At 68.1% G+C, this 22,465-nt stretch carries 15 protein-coding genes; 10 read left to right on the top strand and 5 right to left on the bottom strand.

The annotated features are described in order from the left end of the window. The first annotated feature begins 15 nt into the window (after nucleotides 1–15). From ACFVY3_RS15100 to secA, 4 genes are all read left to right on the top strand, one after another. Entirely contained in the window at nucleotides 16–1,029 is a 1,014-nt protein-coding gene (locus ACFVY3_RS15100) for a ComF family protein (protein ID WP_400160330.1), read from the top strand. A 124-nt stretch (nucleotides 1,030–1,153) separates the two neighbouring features. After that, entirely contained in the window at nucleotides 1,154–1,873 is a 720-nt protein-coding gene (gene hpf, locus ACFVY3_RS15095) for a ribosome hibernation-promoting factor, HPF/YfiA family (protein WP_290255687.1), read from the top strand. Between the two features lie 27 nt (nucleotides 1,874–1,900). Further along, the gene (locus ACFVY3_RS15090) at nucleotides 1,901–3,220 is read left to right on the top strand and encodes a winged helix-turn-helix domain-containing protein (protein ID WP_400160329.1); all 1,320 of its coding nucleotides are present in this window, start codon (nucleotides 1,901–1,903) and stop codon (nucleotides 3,218–3,220) included. An 84-nt stretch (nucleotides 3,221–3,304) separates the two neighbouring features. Beyond that, nucleotides 3,305–6,043 carry a preprotein translocase subunit SecA gene (gene secA, locus ACFVY3_RS15085; protein WP_377972124.1) on the top strand — a complete coding sequence of 913 codons (2,739 nt, stop codon included), beginning with the start codon at nucleotides 3,305–3,307 and terminating at the stop codon, nucleotides 6,041–6,043. Between the two features lie 89 nt (nucleotides 6,044–6,132). Here secA and ACFVY3_RS15080 read toward each other — a convergent pair whose 3' ends face one another. Beyond that, a complete protein-coding gene (locus ACFVY3_RS15080; protein ID WP_400160328.1) occupies nucleotides 6,133–6,552 on the bottom strand; it encodes an Rv3235 family protein in 420 nt (139 codons plus the stop codon). After that, entirely contained in the window at nucleotides 6,549–7,361 is an 813-nt protein-coding gene (locus ACFVY3_RS15075; RefSeq protein ID WP_400160327.1) for a LysM peptidoglycan-binding domain-containing protein, read from the bottom strand. Before ACFVY3_RS15075 ends, ACFVY3_RS15080 begins: the two co-directional genes overlap by 4 nt. 212 nt (nucleotides 7,362–7,573) lie before the next feature. Between ACFVY3_RS15075 and ACFVY3_RS15070 the strand changes: the two genes are divergently transcribed. Further along, nucleotides 7,574–8,137 carry a hypothetical protein gene (locus tag ACFVY3_RS15070; RefSeq protein ID WP_400160326.1) on the top strand — a complete coding sequence of 188 codons (564 nt, stop codon included), beginning with the start codon at nucleotides 7,574–7,576 and terminating at the stop codon, nucleotides 8,135–8,137. A 10-nt stretch (nucleotides 8,138–8,147) separates the two neighbouring features. Here the strand turns inward: ACFVY3_RS15070 and ACFVY3_RS15065 are convergent, their stop codons facing one another. After that, nucleotides 8,148–8,363 (bottom strand): helix-turn-helix domain-containing protein, encoded by a 216-nt coding sequence (locus ACFVY3_RS15065; RefSeq protein ID WP_290255681.1) that lies wholly within the window; start codon nucleotides 8,361–8,363, stop codon nucleotides 8,148–8,150. A gap of 148 nt (nucleotides 8,364–8,511) precedes the next feature. Here ACFVY3_RS15065 and ACFVY3_RS15060 point away from each other — a divergent pair, with 148 nt between their 5' ends. The 4 genes from ACFVY3_RS15060 to ACFVY3_RS15045 are packed head-to-tail and all read left to right on the top strand — an operon-like array spanning nucleotide 8,512 to nucleotide 16,897. Further along, nucleotides 8,512–9,153 (top strand): hypothetical protein, encoded by a 642-nt coding sequence (locus ACFVY3_RS15060; RefSeq protein WP_400160325.1) that lies wholly within the window; start codon nucleotides 8,512–8,514, stop codon nucleotides 9,151–9,153. After that, entirely contained in the window at nucleotides 9,150–10,466 is a 1,317-nt protein-coding gene (locus ACFVY3_RS15055) for a CpaE family protein (RefSeq protein ID WP_400160324.1), read from the top strand. The genes ACFVY3_RS15060 and ACFVY3_RS15055 overlap by 4 nt, the downstream gene beginning before the upstream one ends. Before the next feature lie 59 nt (nucleotides 10,467–10,525). After that, nucleotides 10,526–15,391 carry an NAD-glutamate dehydrogenase gene (locus ACFVY3_RS15050; protein WP_400160323.1) on the top strand — a complete coding sequence of 1,622 codons (4,866 nt, stop codon included), beginning with the start codon at nucleotides 10,526–10,528 and terminating at the stop codon, nucleotides 15,389–15,391. Between the two features lie 36 nt (nucleotides 15,392–15,427). Further along, nucleotides 15,428–16,897 carry a sensor histidine kinase gene (locus ACFVY3_RS15045; protein ID WP_290255677.1) on the top strand — a complete coding sequence of 490 codons (1,470 nt, stop codon included), beginning with the start codon at nucleotides 15,428–15,430 and terminating at the stop codon, nucleotides 16,895–16,897. A gap of 88 nt (nucleotides 16,898–16,985) precedes the next feature. Here the strand turns inward: ACFVY3_RS15045 and ACFVY3_RS15040 are convergent, their stop codons facing one another. After that, nucleotides 16,986–17,234, bottom strand: a complete 249-nt coding sequence (locus ACFVY3_RS15040; RefSeq protein ID WP_003804966.1) for a WhiB family transcriptional regulator — start codon at nucleotides 17,232–17,234, stop codon at nucleotides 16,986–16,988. Nucleotides 17,235–17,575: 341 nt separating this feature from the next. On the opposite strand from ACFVY3_RS15040, the gene ACFVY3_RS15035 reads away from it, so the two are divergent. After that, nucleotides 17,576–17,956, top strand: a complete 381-nt coding sequence (locus tag ACFVY3_RS15035) for a hypothetical protein (protein ID WP_400160369.1) — start codon at nucleotides 17,576–17,578, stop codon at nucleotides 17,954–17,956. 55 nt (nucleotides 17,957–18,011) lie between these two features. Here ACFVY3_RS15035 and ACFVY3_RS15030 read toward each other — a convergent pair whose 3' ends face one another. Beyond that, complete coding sequence (locus tag ACFVY3_RS15030; protein WP_400160322.1) at nucleotides 18,012–22,283, bottom strand: FtsK/SpoIIIE domain-containing protein; 4,272 nt, start codon at nucleotides 22,281–22,283, stop codon at nucleotides 18,012–18,014. Between the last annotated feature and the right edge of the window lie 182 nt (nucleotides 22,284–22,465).

Here is a 22,465-nt window from a genome sequence, read left to right as displayed (position 1 = left end):
GTGCAGGCTGGAGCCATGACCCAGCTTCCCACCGCGCACCCGCAGCCGCAGCGCCGCCGCCCTGAGCGGGGCACGGACCCGGACCTCCTCCCGGCGCCCGAGGCCGCCCGGCACCGCGGCGGCTACCGATCGTGGCTGGCCCGCCTGGCCGACACCGTGGCAGCCGCCGCAGGCGAACTGCTGACGCTCGTCCTCCCCGCGGAATGCGCCTGCTGCGGGGCGGAGGACCGGGTCCTGTGCCCGGCCTGCGGCCGCAGGCTCCGGCAGCTGACCCGCAGGCCGTTCCGTGCCGAGGCCCGCGCCCCCGCCCTGATGGACATGGACGGTTCGGTCCTGCTGCCGGTGGTGGCGGCCGGGGTCTACCGCGCCGAGCTCTCCCAGGCCCTGCTGTCATTCAAGAAACACGGCCCGCGGGCGGTGGCCGAGGACCTCGCCCGGGGTCTGGGCGCCGCGCTCGTGGCCGCCGGAACGCCCCCGGGAACCCTGCTCGTCCCGGTGCCCACGACGTCCGCCGCCTTCCGACGTCGGGGATTCAGCCCGGTGCACCTGGTTCTCTCCCGTGCCCCGGCCCTCGGGCGCCTGCCGCCCGGGACGGAAACCGCCGACATCCTGCGCAAGACCCGAAGCCTGGCGGCGGTGTGGAACGGGGCCACCCGGAAGGGCGGGACTGCTCAGGAAGGCGGGATGACTCGGAAGGGCGGGACTTCTCAGAAGGGTTTGGACCGCGCCGGGCGCACCCGGAGGCTGCGCGGGTCGATGCGGATCCGCCGCGGGATGACCAGGCCGGCGCTGGCCGGACGCCCCTGCATCCTCATCGATGACGTCCTCACCACCGGCGCCACACTGGCGGAAGCGGCCCGGGTTCTCCGCTCCGCGGGAGCCGACGTCAGGGGAGCGGTCGTGCTCGCCGCGACACGCCCGCCCGCCTCCCACGTGTCGGAACCCAAGACCCGCGGCAGGGCGCCGGACGGGGTCGCAATGGAAAAAAATAAACCGCAAAAGGGTGAAGAACAGGTGGCGATGAACTAACGTCGAACATGGGTACCAAGAACAGATGTACCTGTCGATAGCGGCTCGGAAAGGGGCTCGACTGTCCGTCAGATGAGCCCCCGAAGTGCCGCCGTCGTGTCACCGAAGTCATTTGGAGGGCACCATGGAGTTCATGATCAGCGGTCGCAATTTGACGGTCTCCGACCGGTTCCGCGAGTACGCCGAGGAGAAGATCTCGAAGATCAATTCCCTCGGCGACAAGGTCCAGAGGGTGGATGCAAAGGTCACCAAGGAAACCAAAGTCCGGCAGATTGCAGAGCTGCTCACGGTTGAGCTGACAGTCCTGGGCCGCGGCCCAGTGATCCGTGCCGAAGCCAGCGCGGCGGATAAATTCGCCGCCTTCGATCTGGCCTATAACAAGCTTCTGGAGCGGCTGCGCCGGGCCAAGGACCGCAAGAAGGTCCACCACGGCCGGCACACCCCCAAATCCGTGACCGAGGCGACGGCCTCCCTGGAACCGGCGAGCACCCGCGAACCGATCTACGAGGAGGCGGCCCACTGGTCCGAGGCGAAGCCGGAGGAGAAATCCCCCTACGAGGTGGAGAACGATCTCCCCGCCGGGGACTCGCCGGTCCTCATCCGCCGTAAGGTCTTCCCCGCGGCCTCCCTCACGCTCGACGAAGCCGTCGACAACATGGAACTGGTTGGCCACGATTTCTACCTGTTCGTGGACAAGGAAACGAAGGCTCCCTCCGTCGTGTACCGCCGCGAAGGCTGGACCTACGGCGTGATCAGCCTCGACCAGACCTGCGCCCCGGGCGAGGCTCCCCTGGAGGAAAAGATCATCGCCTATCGTTCTGAAGGAGAGCCTGCCACCGCATAGGCGGGGACAACCGACGAAGGGAAAGATGTGGCCGCAACGCTGAGCCTGAAGCAGGCACGGCGGATCGCACTGGCAGCCCAGGGATTGGACAAGGTCCGGCCCGCCGCCCCGGTAAGTTCACGGGCGGTGGGCCGGACCTTTGCCCGCCTGCAGCTGGTCCAGATCGATTCGGTCAACGTGCTGGCACGCAGCCACTACCTGCCGTTCTTCTCCCGGCTCGGGAATTACGACCGGAGCATCCTGGAACGTCTGTCCGGGGTGCACCCGCGCCGGATGATGGAGTACTGGGCGCACGAGGCCAGCTTCATCCGCCCAGAGCACTTCGAGGACCTGAGGCTGTGGCAGAACCGAAAGTGGGTCGGCGCCCACGCCATGGACCCGGAGGAACGCGGCGACGTTGCCGGCCGGATCCTGTCCGAGCTGGCCGCGGGGCCGCCGCTGACCGCCGCCGAACTCACCGCCCGGCTGGGTCACGTGGAAACCCGGAGCACGGACAACTGGGGCTGGAACTGGAACACCATTAAGCGGGTCCTCGAGCATCTCTTCGAGGAGGGGACGGTGACGGCGGCGTCGCGGACGGGCAGCTTCGAACGCCGCTACACCCTCACCTCCCGGGTCCTGCCGTCCACCGCAGCGGCCGCGGCCGCCTCCGGGAGACCGGCAATCCCAGGACCGGAGAGCGGGAAACCGGTAAGCATGCAACCGGAGGGCGCGGGACCGGAAAACAGCGAGCAGGGCGGCGGCCGGCCCGACGCCGGTGCGGCGATGCTCCGCCTGATCGACGCCGCGGCGCAGGCCCACGGGATCGGAACCCTGCGCTGCTTCGCCGACTACTTCCGCACCCCGCAGCGGGCCGCCGCGGAGGCGCTCGCCGAACTCGTCGACGCCGGACGATTGGAACCGGTGACCGTCGCCGGATGGGACCGGCCGGTATACCGGCACGTCGAAGCGCGGCTGCCCCGCACCGCCACCGGCCGTGCACTGCTGAGCCCGTTCGACTCCCTGGTTTTCGAACGGCGGCGGCTCGAGGAACTCTTCGGCTTCCACTACCGGCTGGAGATCTATACGCCGGAGCCCAAGCGCCGCTTCGGCTACTACGTCCTGCCCTTCCTGCTCCGCGACGGCATCGTCGCCCGCGTCGACCTCAAAGCGGACCGTGCCGGCGGCAGCCTGCTGGTCCGCGGCACTTTCGCGGAACCGGACGCGCCGGGTGACACCGCCGTCGAACTCGCGGCAGAACTGCAGCTCATGGCAGAGTGGTTGGAGCTGGACCGGATTATCGTGGCCCCCGTGGGCGATCTGGCGCCGGCGCTCGCACAGGCGGTGGCTGGCCTGCATCCGCTTTGAGGGAACAGGCGCGGTCAGCGCTGTGTCCCTCCCGTAGACTAAACACGCCGGAATTCGGCAGCTTGAGACTGGGAGCAATTTCACGTGGCATCACTGATCGAAAAACTTCTCCGCACGGGTGACAAAAAGACCCTGCGGCAACTTCGGAACTACGCCGACTCCATCAATGCCCTGGAAAGCTCCTTCCAGACCTTCACCGACGCCGAGCTGCGCGAAGAGACCGACCGGCTGCGGGCCCGGCACGCCGACGGCGAGAAGCTCGACGACCTGCTGCCCGAGGCCTTCGCCGCCGTCCGCGAGGCCTCCTCACGCACCCTCGGCATGCGCCACTTCGACGTCCAGCTGATGGGCGGCGCCGCCCTGCACCTGGGTAACATCGCCGAAATGAAGACCGGTGAAGGCAAGACCCTGGTGGCCACCGCTCCGGCCTACCTGAACGCCCTCGCCGGCAAGGGCGTCCACGTGGTCACGGTCAACGACTACCTCGCCGAGTACCAGTCCGACCTGATGGGCCGCGTGTATCGCTTCCTCGGCCTGACCAGCGGCTGCATCCTGGCCAACCAGGACCCCGCCCACCGCCGCGAGCAGTACGCCGCGGACATCACCTACGGCACGAACAATGAATTCGGCTTCGACTACCTGCGCGACAACATGGCCTGGGACAAGTCCGAGCTGGTCCAGCGCGGCCACAACTTCGCGATCGTCGATGAGGTGGACTCCATCCTCATCGACGAGGCCCGTACCCCGCTGATCATCTCCGGCCCCGCCCAGGGCGACACGAACCGCTGGTACAGCGAGTTCGCCAAGGTGGTCCTGCGCCTCCAGCCCGACACCGACTACGAGGTCGACGAGAAAAAGCGCACCGTCGGTGTCCTCGAGGCCGGCATCGAAAAGGTCGAGGACTACCTCGGCATCCACAACCTCTACGAGTCCGCCAACACCCCGCTGATCGGCTTCCTGAACAACGCCATCAAGGCCAAGGAACTGTTCAAGCGCGACAAGGACTACGTCATCCTCGACGGCGAGGTCCTCATCGTCGACGAGCACACCGGCCGTATCCTCGCCGGCCGCCGCTACAACGAGGGCATGCACCAGGCGATCGAGGCCAAGGAAGGCGTCGAGATCAAGGCCGAGAACCAGACTCTCGCCACGGTCACGCTCCAGAACTACTTCCGCATGTACGACAAGCTCGCGGGCATGACCGGTACCGCCGAGACCGAAGCCGCCGAGTTCATGAGCACCTACAAGCTCGGCGTCGTCGCCATCCCGACCAACCGGGACATGCAGCGCATCGACCAGCCGGACCTCGTCTACAAGAACGAGACAGTGAAGTTCGACGCCGTCGTCAAGGACATCGCCGAGCGGCACGAGAAGGGCCAGCCGGTCCTGGTCGGCACCACCAGCGTCGAGAAGAGCGAATACCTCTCCCGCCTCCTGGCCAAGGAGGGCGTCCGGCACGAGGTCCTCAACGCCAAGAACCACGCCCGTGAGGCCTCGATCGTCGCGCAGGCCGGCCGCAAGGGCGCCGTTACTGTGGCTACCAACATGGCCGGCCGCGGCACCGACATCATGCTCGGCGGTAACGCCGAGTTCACCGCCGTCGCCGAGCTCGCCAAGCGCGGTCTTGACCCGCAGGAGAACTCGGAGGAGTACGAGGCTGCCTGGCCCGCCGCCCTCGAGGCCGCCAAGCAGTCCGTCAAGGACGAGCACGAGGAGGTCCTGAACCTGGGAGGCCTCTACGTGCTGGGCACCGAGCGGCACGAATCCCGCCGCATCGACAACCAGCTCCGCGGCCGCTCCGGCCGCCAGGGCGACCCGGGCGAGTCCCGCTTCTACCTGTCGCTGACCGATGACCTGATGCGGCTCTTCAACTCCGGCGCCGCCGAGCGCCTGATGAGCAGCTCCGTTCCGGACGACGTCGCCCTTGAGTCGAAGCTCGTCTCCCGCGCCATCGCCTCCGCCCAGGGCCAGGTGGAAGGCCGCAACGCCGAGCAGCGCAAGAACGTCCTCAAGTACGACGACGTCCTGAACCGCCAGCGCGAGGCCATCTACGGCGACCGCCGCCGCATCCTCGAGGGCGATGACCTGCACGAGAAGGTCCAGTACTTCATCGAGGACACCATCAACGCGTTCATCGACGCCGCCACGGCCGAAGGCACCGGCGACGACTGGGACTTCAACCTGCTCTGGTCCAACCTCAAGACCCTGTACCCGGTTAGCTTCACGCCCCGCGACGTCATTGACGAGGCCGGCGGGAAGTCCCGGATCACGGTCGAATTCCTCAAGGAGGAGATCCTCTCCGACGCGCGCCTGGTCTACCAGGCCCGCGAGGAGCAGATCGGTTCCGAGAGCATGCGCGAACTCGAGCGCCGCGTGGTCCTCTCGGTGATCGGCCGCAAGTGGCAGGAACACCTCTACGAGATGGACTACCTCAAGGAGGGCATCGGCCTGCGGGCGATGGCCCAGCGTGACCCGCTCGTGGAGTACCAGCGCGAGGGCTTCACCATGTTCCAGGCCATGATGGAGGCCATCCGCGAGGAGAGCGTCGGCTTCCTCTACAACCTCGAGGTCGAGGTCACCCCGGCCCAGGACGTGGTGGTTGCCGACGAGTCGGGCCAGCACACCGAACACCAGGAACCGCACATCCACGCCGCCGGTCTGGAGGCTCCGGAGAAGCCGGCGCAGCTGCAGTACACGGCTCCGAGCGAGGACGGCACGGCTCAGACCCGCGTCGAGGCCAAGTCCTCCGGGCGCTCCGGCAACCCGGCGAAGGCTGCGGCCCAGGAGTCCCCGCGCCGCGCCAGCAAGAAGAAGCGCCGCTAGGCAACGGGTCCAGCCACCTGCACCGCGGGTCCGGAACGCAATGTTCCGGACCCGCGGTGTTTTTTGTGCCGTCAGCCTGGGCTCCGGGTTCAGCCGATTTCGAGTACGGTGACCCGCCAGACGAGTCTGCTCCGCTCCAGCCGCAAGGCCACCGCCCGGACCCGGAGTTCGTCGGACACCACGGCGCTGGCCTCGTAGACATCCTCGGAGATCCGGCAGGCATGGACCGACCGCACGCACGGGTTGCGGTGCAGGCGACCCGCCGTCGGCGACGTACCGGAAGCGACCCGGCGGGTCAGGGCGGCGCGGTGCTGCAAAGCGGTCAGACACCGTTCATCCAACCGCCGGGCGAGCTGCTGCGCCGGCCGGGTTCCGGCCAGGACTTCGATGGCCGCCTGCACCGTCGAGCGGCAGAGCGCCTCGATGTCACGGTCCGGGTCGACCGGGCGAAGGGCAGCGGGGGACTGCAGGGCGGCGTAACCGGGACGGGGTTCAGCGAGCGGGCTCATGGGGTTCCTTCTGCGGAGGGTGAGCTGGATGAAAGCGCGGGCGGGATGACCAACACCTGGCCCGGCCGAAGCAGCCCGGGGTCGGGGCCGATGACGGATCGGTTGGTCCGGTAAAGCTCCGGCCATGCAGTTGCGATGTGGACGTCGGAGGCCAGCGGCCCAAGCTCCGCGGCGCAGAGACTCCACAGCGAGTCCCCGGCTCTGACCGTCACCTGCCGTCCGCCCGCGTCCGGCTGATCCGGCCGCAGCTGTGGCTGGACCAGGGCGCCCGGCGGAGCGGGGACAGGGGAGGGCAGCCACCGTGGGTCCGGCCGGGGTGGCGACGGGGCACGTGGGCCGACCGTTGCGGTGTTTCCTTGCGGCGCCCAGGCGGCCGTCACGGCCGCCGGCAGGGAAGTGCCGGTGCCCCCGACGTCGGGGACGGTGGCCGCCCGGGCCAGGGGAGCCGTGACCAGCTGAAGACCGATGGCGGCCAGGGCCAGCCGGCGCATGAACACCGGGCTGAATTTCCCCGTGGCGGCGGCAGCCCGGGCGCGGCCGCTGCGCTCCAGCAACGCCGAGCTAAAGGCGATGAGAAACGAGAGCACCCACCAGACGACCACGATCAGCCCGGCCGTGGTGGCCGCGACGCCCAGGCTGGTGTCGAAACCCACGGCCTGCCTGCGTACCGCGGCGGTCCGCAGGTGGGCGGCCAGGATCATTCCCGACCCCGTGAGCAGCCCACCTGAGAGCAGGATGAGCGCCGCCACCACTGCATCGCCGGAGCGGCCGCTGGAAATGCCGGCTGGTGGATGCTGCCGAATCGTCATCCCGGCCTCCCAGGGATCTAAGCGAATTATCTATTGTTTGATGCTTTTTGATGTCATTTGATGCACTTTTCACAGTTTGACCCCGTATGCGATCGGGTGTCTAGGGCTAGCGACGGGTTGTGCATAACCTGCCGATACCGCCCGGAGGCGGGCGAATGCACGCGAAGACAGCCCATTGACCCTGTCCGGAGGACGTGCCTACGCTGGCCCGCATGCGGTGGGACGCCCTTTTCTCGGACCTCGAAGCGCAACTCGCCGCCGAACGACGGCTCGATTTAGACGCCGAGGTGGACGAACGCGCCCGGATCGACGCCACCGGCGTGGAACTGGCCGACCGGCTTCGCGGCACGGCGGGTCAGGAGATCGCGGTCCACCTCACAACGGGTGACATCTGCGAAGGGCGGCTCGAGCATGTGGGCCTGGGCTGGCTGGTGCTGGCGTCGGGCTGGCAGCAAGTGCTGATTCCGCACGCTGCCGCCATCCGCTTCACCGGGCTGGCGCTCCAGGCGGTTCCGGCGGGGCCGCCGTCGGGCCGCCTTGGCCTGGCGAGTGCACTGCGGGAACTGGCCAGGGATCGATCGCGGCTCACCGTTCAGCTGATCGGAGCGGCGGGCTGCCCGGCCTTGCATGGGGTTATCGACCGGGTGGGAAGGGATTTCCTGGACCTGGCGGAGACGGAACCCGGTGAAGAACGCCGCGCCGCCAATGTCCGGGCCGTGTCAACGGTGCCGTTCGGCGCCCTCGCGGCCATCCGGTCGGGGCGCGGAGGGACCTAAGTCGACGGGATCAGGAGCCTTTGGCCTTGGCTTCCTCGATCATCCGGCTGGCCTCGGCGTACCGCTCCTGGATGTATTGCTCCAGCATGGCTTCCTCCACCCGCCACTGCCCGCGGCCGCCGACCTGGATGGCCTTGAGCTGACCGCTCCGCACCAGCGCATAGGCGGCGGGGGAGTTGATCTGCAGCTGTTCGGCGACATCCGCGAGGGTGAGGAATCGGGGCATGCTCCCATTTTGCCACCGGGCGTCGACATTGACGCGGTTATCCACACTTTGCAGTTCCCTGGTTCCCGGTCTTCCCGCAGGGCCCACAATTCGTGACAATGGGGAAACCGGCGCCGGCGGCGCGGACGCACAGATGGGGGAACTGCGCATGGCAGTGACAGAGGGCGGCGGGGCCAGGCTGAAGAAGCCGTCGTGGAAAGACCCGAGGCTGCTGGTCGGCGTCCTGCTCGTGCTGGCGTCAACGGCCGGGGTCGTGTCGTTGGTCGCTGCCGCGGACCGGACCACCGAGGCCTTCGCGGCCAGTGAGCCGATCGCCGTCGGGGAGAAACTGACCCCCGAGAAGCTGCACCGGGTCAACGTCCGCCTCGGAGACGTCGAGGGGAATTACCTGACCCCCGAGGAGGGACTCTCCGAGGGCCTGGTCGCCATACAGCGGATCGGCAAGGACCAGCTGTTGCCGCGGGAGAGCTTCGGCCAGCCCGATGCCCTGGCCCGCAAACCCGTGGCCGTTACCGTGGACGAGGCCCTGCCGCCGCAGGCCGTGGCCGGCTCCCGCGTCGACGTGTGGGTCGCCCTGCCGGACAACGGTAACGGCTTCAGCGAACCCGCCCTGCTGCTCCGCGGGGCCGAGATCGCGCAACTGACCCCGGGCAGCAACGCCCTCGGCGCGCAGCGCTCCACCGTCGTCATGGTGCTGGTCCCTGACGGCCAGATGCCCAGGCTGCTGGGCGCCCAGGCCAACAAGGCCAGGATTTCGGTGGTGTGGAATCCGGGCGGATCCGGCCAATGAGCATTCCCGTCGTCACGGTGGGGCAGGGCACCGAAACCCTGGTCGGCAGCCTGGAGCGGCTCCACGGCCCCGTCTCGGTGGTCCGGCGCTGCGAGGAACTGGCCGAACTCCTTGCCGCCTGCCAGAGCGGCCTGGCCCGGGCCGCCGTCGTCGCCGGGGAGGCGGGGGAGCTCACAGCCTCGCTGGTGGACCGGCTCTCCGCCGTCGGGGTGGCCGTCGTCGCCCTGACCGACAGCCCGGACGAGGCGGCGCGGCTGCGTGGCATCGGCGTGACGGCGCGTCCCGCCGATGTGGCGGCCGAAGAACTGGCGGCGGTCATCGCCGCCGCGGTGGCAGGGCTCTCCGCGGCCGCGCCGGAGGCCGGCAGTGACGCCTTTACCGGCGCCGCCGCGCCGCGTACCCCAGGGCAGGTGCCAGGTTCCGACGGCGGGGAGCCCTCCGGGACGCAGCCGGCCACGGGAGAGATCATCGCAGTCTGGGGGCCGGCGGGGGCACCCGGGAGGACCACGCTCGCGGTCAACATGGCAGGCGAACTGGCGGCGGACGGCCGGTCGGTCCTGCTGGTCGATGCCGACAGCTACGGGGCCAGCGTCGCCGCGGCGCTGGGCCTGCTCGACGAGGCGGCCGGTCTGGCCCAGGCGTGCCGTCTCGCGGACCAGGGTTCCCTCGATGCGGATGCCCTCCTCCGTCTGGCCCTGCCGGTGGCCACGAAGGCGGGCAGCTTCCGGGTCCTCACCGGAATCACCCGTGCGGACCGCTGGACCGAACTCCGCGCCGCGGCCCTGGCCCTGGTGTATCGCCGCGCGCGCGAGATCGCCGATGTCACCGTCATCGACACCGGGTTCTGCCTCGAGGCCGACGAGGAGCTGAGTTTCGACTCGATGGCACCGCGCCGCAACGCCGCCACCCTGCGCAGCCTGCAGCTGGCCGACACCGTCTACGCCGTCGGCTCCGCAGACCCCGTCGGTGTTCCGAGGCTGGTCCGCGGCCTGGCGGAGCTCTCGGCCGCCGTACCCGAGGCGCTGCCGCGGGTCATCCTCAACAAGGTCCGCCCCGCCGCCGTCGGGCGGGCGCCGGAGCGGCAACTGAAGGAGGCGTGGGCCCGCTACGGGCCGGCGGCGCCGATCAGCGCCTTCCTGCCCTCCGACGCCGCGGCGTGCGACGCCGCCCTGCTGGCCGGCTCGCTGTTGCACGAAACGGCCCCCGACTCGCCTCTCCGCAGGGCCATCGCGCACTTGGTTTGTGCACCTGCCCAGCAAAAAACGAAAAGCTCTGTCTTTTCTTCCACAGCAAGCCGGTGGGCTAAAGACTAGGCTCCTGATGAGGGCTGCAACGGTGCGGCCGCGAACTTTCTTAGTGGAGGCGTTTGTCGATGTCGTCTGGGTCCAGCGTGGAGGATCAACCCGTTTCGATCGGAGCCGATGAGAGGTTCTTCGCGGACTACTATGAGCACCTCGCCGAGGAGGATGCCAAGGGCTACGGCCAGGAAACGCTCTCGGCCCGCGCGCAGGCCCACCTGCGGACCGCCGGCGCCCGGCAGCCCGGCCACGCCAACATCGAGATCATCGATGAGGCGGATGCCAGCGTCGTCTACATCGTCACCGACGACATGCCCTTCCTCGTCGACTCGGTCAACGCCGAACTGGTCCGGCAGAAGTCCCCGATCCACCTGGTGATGCACCCGCTCTTCGTCGTCACCCGCAACCGGGAAACCGGACGGCTGGTCAAGGTGGCACGGGTCCCCTCCCACCTCGGCATCTCCAGCGGCGACACGGCCGCGATGCCCAACCTCTCGCACCTCATCGCCGAGGGCGACAACGCCTCCCACATGGAATCCTGGATCGCCGTCGAAATCGACCGCGTCGACGACGCCCGCCGGGCGGAACTGATTGAGGGCCTGAACCGGGTGCTCGGCGACGTGCGCGCCGCCGTCGAGGACTGGCCGAAGATGCGCAACAAGGCCCACGAGGTCTCCGACGGCCTCGAAAAGGTCACCAACGCCGCCGACGTGGCCGGCTTGCGGCAGGCGCAGGAACTCCTGCGCTGGCTCGACGACGGCAACTTCACCTTCCTGGGCTACCGCGAATACGACCTGCGGAACGAATCCGGCGAGGACGTCCTCGAACTGCGCGAGGAGAGCGGCCTCGGGCTGCTGCGCGACAGCAGCGACACCCGCCACCAGATCCAGCACCTGACCGAAACCGGCCGCAAAAAGGCCCGCGAGAAGAGCGCCCTGGTCATCACCAAGGCGAACTCCCGCTCCACCGTGCACCGGTCGGCCTACCTGGACTACATCGGCGTCAAGAGCTTCGACGCCGCCGGCAACGTCGACGGCGAACGCCGCTTCATCGGCCTGTTCGCCACCACCGCCTACGCGGGTTCCGTCCGCGACATCCCGGTGGTGCGGGAAAAGGTCGACGCCGTCCTGCGCGACGCCGGCTTCCCGCCGGACTCGCACTCCGGCAAGGATCTGCTCGGCATCCTCGAGACCTACCCGCGCGACGAGCTCTTCCAGATCGAGATCCCGGACCTCGCCGCCATCGCCACCGGCATCCAGCGGCTGCAGGAACGCCGCCGGACGCGGTTGTTCCTCCGCCCGGACGTGTACGGCCGCTTCATGTCGGCGCTGGTCTACCTGCCCCGCGACCGGTACACCACCAACGTCCGCCTGCGGATCGAGAAGGAACTGCGCGAGACCTTCGACGCCGTCTCCATCGACTATGAGGCCCGGATGACCGAATCCGCGCTGGCGCGGTTGTTCTTCCGGATCCGGCTCCCCAAGGACGCCGACACCACCAACGTGAACACCGAGGAACTGGAGAAGCGGCTGGTGCTCGCAGCACGGTCCTGGAGCGAAGGTATCTCCGAGGTCCTCCGCGCCCGGGCAGAGGCCGACGGCGACAACGGTTCCAAGGAACTCGCCACGGTCTGGGCCGAGGCCTTCCCGGCCAGTTACCGGGTCGACTACGAGGTCGAGGACGCGCTCGAGGACATCGCCCGGTTCGAGAAGTACGGTGCCGCCGCCGAACGCGAGGGCGGCCACGCCGCTGAGCAGCCCGGCGTCCACGTGTACCTGCCCGAGGGCGCCGGAGCAATCCTGGAGGAAGACGCCCGCGTCAAGCTGTACATGCTCGAGCCCAAGAGCCTCAGCCAGATCCTGCCGTTCTTCCACAACCTCGGCCTCGAGGTCCTGGACGAGCGACCCTTCGAAATCGAGACCGCGGACCACCGCGACTTCTTCCTCTACGACCTCGGCCTGAAGTACCCGGCCGGCGTCGACCCGGTGACGACCGGCACCCTGCTCGCGGAATCCTTCGGCGCCGCCGTCTCCGGCGCCGTCGAATCGGACAGCTTCGACCGGCTTGTGCTCCGCGAGGGAATGCACCCCCGCCAGGTCGTGGTACTCCGCGCCTACGCCAAGTACATGCGCCAGATGGGCAACACCAACTCCTTCGAGTTCATGGCCGACACCCTCCTGGCCAACCCGGAGGTCGCCCGCGGCCTGAACGCCCTCTTCGCCGCCAGGTTCGATCCGGCCGTAAACGACGGCGACCGTGAGGCCCGGCAGGCCGAGGTCCGCGCCGCGCTCGACACGGCGATCGAACAGGTCGCCACCCTCGACGCCGACCGCGTGCTCCGCACCTTCACCAACCTGATCCAGGCCACGCTGCGGACCAACTTCTACCAAAACAAGACCCACGTCAGCTTCAAGCTCGACCCGGCCGGGATCGACGGACTGCCGTTCCCGCGCCCGATGTTCGAGATCTGGGTGTACTCACCCCGCGTCGAGGGCGTCCACCTGCGGTTCGGCAAGGTCGCCCGCGGCGGCCTGCGCTGGTCCGACCGCCGCGAGGACTTCCGCACCGAGATCCTGGGCCTGGTCAAGGCGCAGACGGTCAAGAACGCCGTCATCGTGCCCACCGGCGCCAAGGGAGGCTTCTACGCCAAGCAGCTCCCGGATCCGGCCGCCGACCGTGGCGCCTGGATGGCCGAAGGGATCGAGAGTTACAAGACGTTCATCCGCGGCCTGCTCGACATCACCGACAACGTCGTGACCACCCCCGAGGGAGAGGCCCTCGTGCCGCCAGCCGACGTCGTCCGGCACGACGGCGACGACTCCTACCTTGTCGTCGCGGCGGACAAGGGCACCGCGTCCTTCTCCGACATCGCCAACGGCCTCGCCGCCGAGTATGGCTTCTGGCTCGGCGACGCCTTCGCCTCCGGCGGCTCTGTGGGCTATGACCACAAGGCCATGGGCATTACAGCCCGCGGCGCCTGGGAGTCGGTCAAGCGCCACTTCAGCGAGCTGGATCTCGACACCCAGTCCGAGCCGTTCACCGTCGTCGGCGTCGGCGACATGTCCGGCGATGTCTTCGGCAACGGCATGCTGCTCTCGAAGCATATTCGGCTGCTCGCCGCGTTTGACCACCGGCACATCTTCCTCGACCCGAACCCCGACGAGACATCATCCTTCGAGGAACGGCAGCGGCTCTTCGACCTGCCCCGCTCCTCCTGGGACGACTACAACAAGTCGCTGATCAGCGAGGGCGGCGGGGTCTACCCGCGCCAGGCCAAGTCCATCCCCGTCTCCCCGCAGGTCCGCGCGGCCCTGGGGCTGCCGGACGGCACCACCCGGCTCAGCCCGCCGGAACTGCTCCGGGCCATCCTGCTGGCGCCCGCCGACCTGCTCTACAACGGCGGCATCGGCACCTACGTCAAGGCCAGCACCGAAACCAACGCCGAAGTCGGCGACAAGGCCAACGACTCCATCCGGGTTGACGGCCGCGAGCTGCGCGTGAAGGTGGTCGGCGAGGGCGGCAACCTGGGCATGACACAGCGCGGCCGGATCGAGGCGGCCCTGCAGGGCGTCATCCTGAACACCGATGCGATCGACAACTCCGCAGGCGTTGACTGCTCCGACCACGAGGTCAACATCAAGATCTTCGTCGACCGGATGGTGGCCGCGGGCAAGCTCGACCCGGAAGAGCGGGCCGAGTTCCTCGGCTCGATGACCGACGAGGTCGGCCGCCTGGTGCTCGAGGACAACATCGACCAGAACATCCTGCTGCTCAACGACCGGATGCGCGTGGCCGAATGGAGCCCCAGCTACGAGCGGCTGATGGACTGGCTGGAGAAGTCGGCGGACCTGAAGCGTGACCTGGAGGCCCTGCCCACCACCGCCACGCTGCGCGAACGCCTGGACCAGGGCCAGGGCCTGACCTCCCCGGAACTTTCCGTGCTGGCCGCCTACGCCAAGATCGAGCTCGCCACGGCACTGCGGGAGAGCAACCTCGCCGAGGACCCGTGGTTCCGCCGGACGCTGCGTTCCTACTTCCCGAAGCAGCTGCGCGAACGGTTCGACGCCGAGCTGGACACCCACCCGCTGCGCCGGGAGATCATCGCGACCGTCGTCGCCAACGACATGATCAACATGGGCGGCATCACCTTTGCGTTCCGGGCCATGGAGGAAACCTCGGCCACGGAAGCAGCGGTCGCCAAGGCGTTCGTGGCCCTCCGGGAGGTCTACGAACTCGACGTCATGGTCGGCGAGCTCAACGAACTGCCGGCGTCGTTCCCGACCGAACACTGGAGCACCGTCCACCTGGACATCCGCCGGCTCCTGGACCGGGCCGTGCGCTGGGTCCTCAGCCAGGGCAACGCGGCGCGGCCGATCGAGGAGATCGTCGCCGACTTCAAGCCGCTGCTGGACCCGATGCGTGCCCGCCTGCTGGAGTACCTGCGCGGCGGTGACCGCGAGCGGGTGCAGCAGTGGCTGGAGAAGGCCCGCGGCTGGGAGCTTCCGGAGGACCTGGCGCACCGCTGGGCGGAGCTGTTCGAGAGCTTCGTGCTGCTGGACATCGCCAAGATCGTGCACGCCAGCCCGGAACCGGTGGAGAACATCGCGCACGTGTACTACACGGTCTTCGACCGGTTCCACGCCGACTCCCTGCTCGAGCGGATCACCAAGCTGCCGCGCAAGGACCGCTGGCAGGCGCTGGCCCGTGCGGCCCTCCGCGACGACCTCTACTCGACGGTGTCGGACATGACGACCGCGGTCCTAGAGGCGACGCCGGCCGAGATGCCAGCCGAGGAACGCCTGGTGGCGTGGGAGAGCAAGAACGTCGAGCAACTCGAGCGTGCCAAGAGCATGTTTGACGAGGTCAACGCGCTCGAGGCCGATGACATGGCGTCGCTGTCGGTAGCATTGAGGCTCTTGAGGTCAATCGTTCGACGCTAGGATCCTGCCGGTCCCCGCGTCGCAAATGGAGGTGCTGTGGCAATCTTTACCGACCCCATCAGGGAACACGCTGATTTCGGGCCGGGGGACGCCGAGTGGCTTCATCTGCTCGTGGGGGACTGGCAGATGGTCGCCGACCTGGCCTTCGCCGACCTGGCGCTGTGGTTCCCACACCCCGAACTGGGGTACGTGGCGCTGGCGCACGTGCGGCCCTCCACCTCGCACACGGTGTTCCACACCGACTTCGTGGGGGAGGGCATCCGCTCGGACCTGAAACGCCTGGTCGACAAGGCATGGGAAAGCCGCGTCATTGAGCGCTCCAATGAGACCAATTGGAGCAGCGACATGGCGATGCGGGTGGAGGCCGTGCCGATGGTGCGCAACGGCCGGACGCTCGCGGTGGTCACCTCGCACATGGACTTGTCCAGCTCGCGGATGCCGTCCCGGCTCGAGTTGACCTACCGGCAGTGCGCCTACGACCTGCTGCGGATGGGCACGCTCGGCCTCTGGCCGGACTTCGCCTCGCCAACCGGATCCCGGCGCGGTGCGCCGCGAGTCGGCGACGGCCTGATCCGGCTGGATGCCGAGGGGATCGTGCAGTACGCCAGCCCCAACGGGGTCTCGGCGTTCCGCCGGCTCGGCGACGGGGAATCCCTGGAGGGACGTTCCCTGGCCGAGGTCACCGCCGGGCTGCTCAAAGATCGTCGGATGGTGGACGAGACGCTGCCGCTCGTGGTCACCGGCCGGATGCCGTGGCGGAGCGAAATCGAATCGCGCGGCGTCAGCCTGTCCCTGCGTGCGATCCCGCTGCGGGATGAGCAGCAGCGGTTCGGCGCCCTGGTGCTCTGCCGCGACGTGTCCGAGCTTCGCCGGCGGGAAATGGAGCTCGTCACCAAGGACGCCACCATCCGCGAGATCCACCACAGGGTGAAGAACAACCTGCAGACGGTGGCGGCGCTGCTGCGGATGCAGTCGCGCCGGATGGTCAGCGACGAGGCCAAGCAGGGCCTGGAACAGGCGATGCGGCGGGTGGCCACAATTGCCCTGGTGCACGAGACGCTGTCGCAGGGCCTGACCCAGAGCGTGGACTTCGACGAGCTCATCGGGCGGCAGTTCCGGCTTTCCGCAGAGGTCGCGTCGCCGTCCCAGCAGGTGAGCACCCAGCGCTCCGGCATGTTCGGCGAGCTGCCGAGTGACTTCGCGACCCCGCTGGCCCTTGTCATCAACGAACTGGTCACCAACGCCGTCGAGCACGGGCTCGAGGGACGGGCCGGGACGGTATGGCTGCTCGCGGACCGCTCGGAGAGCGAGGACGGCGATGAGCTGCTGACCGTGACGGTGGCGGACGACGGCGTCGGGCTGCCTGCGGGGTCCTACACCGAGGGGCTGGGACTGCAGATTGTCCGTACCCTCGTGACGTCCGAGCTGGGCGGCAGCATCCAGTGGAAACCGCGCGAGGGCGGGGGCACGGCCGTGCAGGTGGTGCTGAGCCTGGCCTCGCGGTGATTCTTAGCTGATAACGACAGAAGCCCCGGACCCTTCGGTCCGGGGCTTCCGTTGTGCTTTTGTGCGCCGGGGGAGCCCGGCGTCCGAGCTAGGAGGCGCGGCGGGCGCGGGCGGCGCGGCGCTTGAGGGCCCGGCGCTCGTCCTCGCTCATGCCGCCCCAGACGCCGGCGTCCTGGCCGGACTCCAAGGCCCACTGCAGGCAGGTGTCCACGACGGGGCAGCGGCGGCAGACGCTCTTGGCTTCCTCAATCTGCAGGAGGGCAGGTCCGGTGTTTCCTACCGGGAAGAACAGCTCCGGGTCCTTGTCGAGGCACGCTGCGCGGTTACGCCAATCCATGCTGATCAGTAACTCCATTCCTGGGAATTCGTTCGGCCTCTTGTGAAATTATTCACTAGAGGCTTCATAAGAAAGGGGCCCAGTGGGCCCCCTCGGTCATCTGGATTAAGCGTGTCATGTTAACGCTGCGTAAACAAGGGGTTTTAGCGGTCCATATGCCGCCGATTCGTGAGCGATGCATCACATGCATCGGCGGTCCCCCAAGTGTTTTTGACTATGTCGGGTATGGTGCCAGTGTGTCAAGACCCGCAGAGAATCCCCAGGGCCCGGTTGAGCCCGACAACACTGGCGGTTCGCCCGCCGGCGCACCGGACCCGGCCCGGCCTTCCCGTCCCGCCGGCATCGTCGTGATTTCGGCCGTTGCTGCCCTCGAGGCAGCGGCCCTCCTGGTGGCGGCCGGCTGGTATGCGCTGCAGTTGCTGACCGGAGCGCCGGTGCTTTCCTTCTGGGGTGCGGTCTTCACCCTCGGCTTGTTGCTGGCCTTCTCGGCCTGGCTGTTCGCGGTGGGCCACTTCCTATTCCGCGGCTACCGTTGGCCGCGCGCGGGCGCGCTGGTGGCCCAGCTGTTTGCGCTCACGATCGGGTTCCCCACGCTGATGGGCGGGTACCCGCTGGCCGGGCTTGCGATGCTGGTGCCGGCCGCCGTCGCGATCGTGCTGTTGTTCGACAAACGCGTCATCGCCTACGCCTCACGGGTCGGTGGGTCCCCGCCGGCCCTGTAGGCACCACTCCCGGGTTCGTCGCGGGGGCGTCATCCCCGTTCGCCTGATCCGGGCTTCATCCCTGCCCCTCCTCCGGCGTTACCTCGGGGGCATTTCCTTTGGCATCTTTCCTGGACAGCGCTGATGGCTCCGGAACGGCGAGCTGAACCCACGTCGCCGTACCGTCGCCGATGAGGACCGCCCGTCCGGCGGGCTGATGCGACTCGGGGTCGAACCGTATACCGAAGAGGTCGCCGTCCATCTGGCTGCGGGGCCGAAGCAGGACGCCCTTGCCGTAAACGCGGGCCTGCAGCGCCAGTGGCACCCGTTGCTGCAGGAGGGGACCGTAGCTTGCGGTGAAAATCACCCGCCAACCCCGGCCGTTGAGGTCCCGCAGCGCGGCGTTGACCTCCGAGGTGGAGAGGTCGAGGTCGTCGGCGAGCGCCACCGCCTGCCGGTCCAACGTTCCCGCTTCGGCTTCTCGACAGATGCCCGTCCAGTAGTCCTGCGGAGTTTGCTTGTCCGGCTTCAGCCAGCTCATCGAGGGGTTGAGAGTGACCAGGGTTACCATGAGCATGCTTTTGCCCGTCCCGGGTGCCCCCAACACGGCGGCGACACCGGAGGAAGGCAGCGTGATGCCCACGGGCGCCGGTTCGTCGCCTGCGAGGCCGATCCAGAATCGGCCATCGTCCCTGCCGTTTCTCTCCGTCGGGCCCACCTCCGTCGCGTTCGTGAAAAGGAGGGAAGCCACGTCCCGCACCGTGACACGGTCGGGGAGTGCCTCCACTCGGAAGGGAAGGGCCCGCCGAGCTTCAGTGTCGACGAGGTCACCGGTTATTGCCGGTCCGGCCCACGACGGCGGTTCGAAGAGTTGAACCACCCGGAGCGTGTCGCCGTCTGTGGCGTCGTCGGCCGGACCGTCGTCGTAATCGCTTCCGGTCGATCCCCGGTAGCGCGTCTGTCCCGTCACAACCCCGTCGTCTCGATCCTTAGGTGCCGTGAAGTCCGGCACGGGACGCTCGGCATCGGGACGCGAGCTTGCCGCGAACGGCCCGGAGAGGACGACCCGGCCCGGGATAGCCGGAACTTTCGGTAGGGCCGGCCAGAGCAGGCGACCCTCCGGGGTCGCGGTGGAGGGGAAGTAGATCCGGTTGGGCAGCGACCCGAAGAACCTGGCGGTCACCAGCTCCCGCTCCCCGGTGACGCTGACGGTGATCCCTGCTCCGGGTCCGCCCCGGATCAGGTCCTGAAAGAGGTCCTCGGCCCATGAGTACGGGCCTGAACGAAACGCAGATACCCAGGTTCCCCAGCCGTGGACGACCAACAACAACGCCGCGGTCGGAGCGGACGATGCAGCGAGCCGGCGGCCCATTTCCTCGCTCAACCTGGCCAGGAGTCGGGCGGCGCGTCGCGTTTCCCCGGGTCCCACGACTGCTCCCGCCAGCGGGTGGCTGGCCGCGCTTGCCAGGGTACCGTCGGCGTCGAGGATGTATGCGGGCATGATTGCATCCGCAGCCCACTGGGCAAGCAGCAGCCTCAGGCCTGCGGAGAGCGTGCCCCGCCCTTGGGTAGGTCCGCCAATCAAGGCCAGATGCCCGTCATCAGGAGGTGACCATCCGACGGTGCTCTGACTCTGCTGCTCAGGCAGGTCGGCGATTCCCAAACGGAAGCCAGACCCCCGAGTCGGGCCCGGATCACCGGAGGAGCGACTGAGGGACGCCGGACCCGGGAAGGAAACGTTTGTCGGCAGGGGTGGCGCGATGGGCCGGTGCGGAGGTTCGCCGCCGTCGTCCAGCCACAGTATGCGCGTCAGTTCGATAAAAGATGCTGCAACGTCAGCCGTATCAACCGGTGCTCCGTCGCCATGGGCTTCCGGCAGCGGGCGAGCAATAAGGAACTCTTCGGCGGTCATCACGGTGACGTGGCCCGCCTCGGTGTCGTGCGCCGTCCCGCCGAGGGTTGCCGTCTGGAACTCTTCGGGCGCCGCATTGCCCCGAATGAGATAAGCCCGGCCGGGAACATCGGCGGGGATGGCCGCGGCCAGTTTCACACTCATGACGTCCAGCGACTCGGCCTCCGACTGGACCCGCAGGACGACAGAACTGGTGACGTTGGCGCGGATGTCTGCGTTGAGCGCTCCCTGGGGACGCTGGGTGGCCATGACGAGGTGGATGCCCAGGGAGCGGCCGATGGCGGCGATGCGCATGAGTTCGGACAGTGCGGCCGGTGCCTCATCGACCAGCATTCGGAATTCGTCGATCACGAGAATGAGATGTGGGAGTGCTGTCGGCCTGTCGCCGCCGAACCTGTAGCTGGCGAGATCGGGAACGGCCGCCCGGGCGAGGAGTCGCTCGCGGCGGCGTACCTCCGCCCGGAGCGAGACAAGTACACGGTCAATTTCGTGGCCGTCCAGGTCGGTGAGAACGCCGACGCAGTGAGGTAGCTCGGCCAGCGGGCCCAAACCGGAGCCACCCTTGAAATCAATGAGGAGGAAGTTGACCTGGCTCGGGGCGTGGGAGGCTGCGAGGGCGAGCACGAGGGTCCGGAGGAACTCCGATTTTCCGGAGCCGGTCGTACCGGCAACGAGCAGATGTGGCCCATCACGCTGCAAATCAATCAACACTGGCCCGGCGGCACCCTGGCCCATTGGCACGGAAAGCCCTCTTCGGTGTGCGGCGGGCACTGCAGTAGAGGCCCATCGGCGGGTCATCGCCTCCTTGGTGAGCGGCAACGTTTCCTGCAGCTCGCAGCGTGCAGGTATGCCGCCGGACGCCGGCGGTGCGACCGGTAGCCCGCCCCGGCGACGACAGAAACTATCGAAGACTGCCTCCGAGACGAGGTCGGGCACGAACTCTGTCACCCCCGAGGCCGTGGTCAGCTGGCCGGCGGTGGTCGTGAGGCTCACCTTCTGTCCCAACCGTGCCGCGGGAGGACCCCCTGGGTCGCAGGTGATGAGTTGCCAGCCCAACCCAGCCGTCTCCGCGCTCAGCACCTTTGAGGCGGGGGAGCCGGGTAGACAGATTACGACGCCGGGCGGACCTGGCACTGAAAGCACTGTTCGCCTGAGCGAGTCAAGGGCGTCTGCTTCCACGGTGGTCGCAAAAATCCTCGGAAGGAACCGCGCGGAAAGAAGAAGTGTCCCGGGTGGGCCGATGAGATATATCGGGGTCTGCGCGGTCCGGGGATAGGCGGCGAGTTGGATGACGAAGGAGCGAATGAGGCCTCCCATCGCCTGAGAAGGACCCGAGAGCCATGTCTCGATCCCGGGATCTAGGGTGACCGGCAACCTTCCGTTGACCGGCAGCCGGAAATTGCCTATGTCTGATACCGGCCGCACGTTGGCCAGTTGCTCGGCCAATCCCAGACGCAGCCACACCTGCCCTACCGCCGGTGTGCGACCGGGAAGACCCTCGGCGATATAGAGGCCATCACCGGCTGATTCCCGGGAATTGTCCTGGCGCAAAGCTGCGGAGGCGGTCACCAGGGCGCCAATCGACGGCGCGGCGCGACGACGTCGATCGGCGTCAGCCAGCGCGGCGGCTGCGACTTCGGAGCGCCACTGCCGGCGGCGCCGTCGTCCGCTAAACCCCGAGACCAGCACCGGAAGGGCAGAAAAGGCGGTGAAGGCAAGGAACATCCACGTCCCAGTGACAAGGGTCAGGATGATTCCGGCGAGTAGCGGAAGCAAGGACGTTATGAGGAGCGTGGAAATGTGACCCGTGGAGGGCGGAGCGGGGAGCGGAATGGGCGCGGAGATGTCCGCCCCCGCGTCGTCGGCAACCGCAGGTTGACCGCTGCCAGTGCCCCCAAGGAGACTAAATACCGAGTTACCGCACCGGATCTCCGCGCCTGTGATGAGCGGAACTTTCGATATTCTCCGGCCGTCTACCCACGTACCGTTAGCGCTTCCAAGATCCTCAAGAGTGGCGGACGCAGGCGTGATCTCAAGCTTCGCGTGCTCGCGGGAGAGCCCCGGATCCGGAATGACGAGGTCGACGCCGCTTCGGCCAAGCCGGTAGGTGCCGCGTCGTAGGGGTAGGAGCGTTCCCGCGGCTGGACCGCCGATGACGGCCAGTGTCAGCGTCGGCTCGGCGCCGTCGGGAAGCGCGGTTTCAGCCGAAGGCATCAGTCCGTCGACAAACACCGCGCCGTTGACCAGCGGGGGAGTTCCCGCCGACAAGTCGGATAAGGGCACCCCGGCCACCCGCAGGAGCGACGTCGCGAACTTCCTCCTGAGGGCCTCTTCGAGCCGGCTGCCCGCACAGCCATCGGGCAGTTCGACGGTCAGTTCAACCGGCGAAAGGATCGCCGACCGCGGCCCGCCCGCCAGGGTGCACTGCAAGATCATCGCAAGGATTCTTTCGCTCCTTCCTCCGCGATCCAGAGTAGGGTTTGTCGACTGCGCGGGGCGGGCGAACAAGCGGTATGTGGACAACCCAGGGTCACTGCGGAGGCCCCCGTCGCGGTGCTCGGACGCAGTTTCAGGGCCTGACTCGGGTACGCTAGAGCAGCAGACATTGCCTAACGCTG

This window comes from Arthrobacter sp. BPSS-3 (assembly GCF_044628475.1).
In the GTDB taxonomy this organism is placed as follows: Bacteria; Actinomycetota; Actinomycetes; order Actinomycetales; family Micrococcaceae; genus Arthrobacter.
This window is presented reverse-complemented; position numbering and strand designations above follow the sequence as displayed.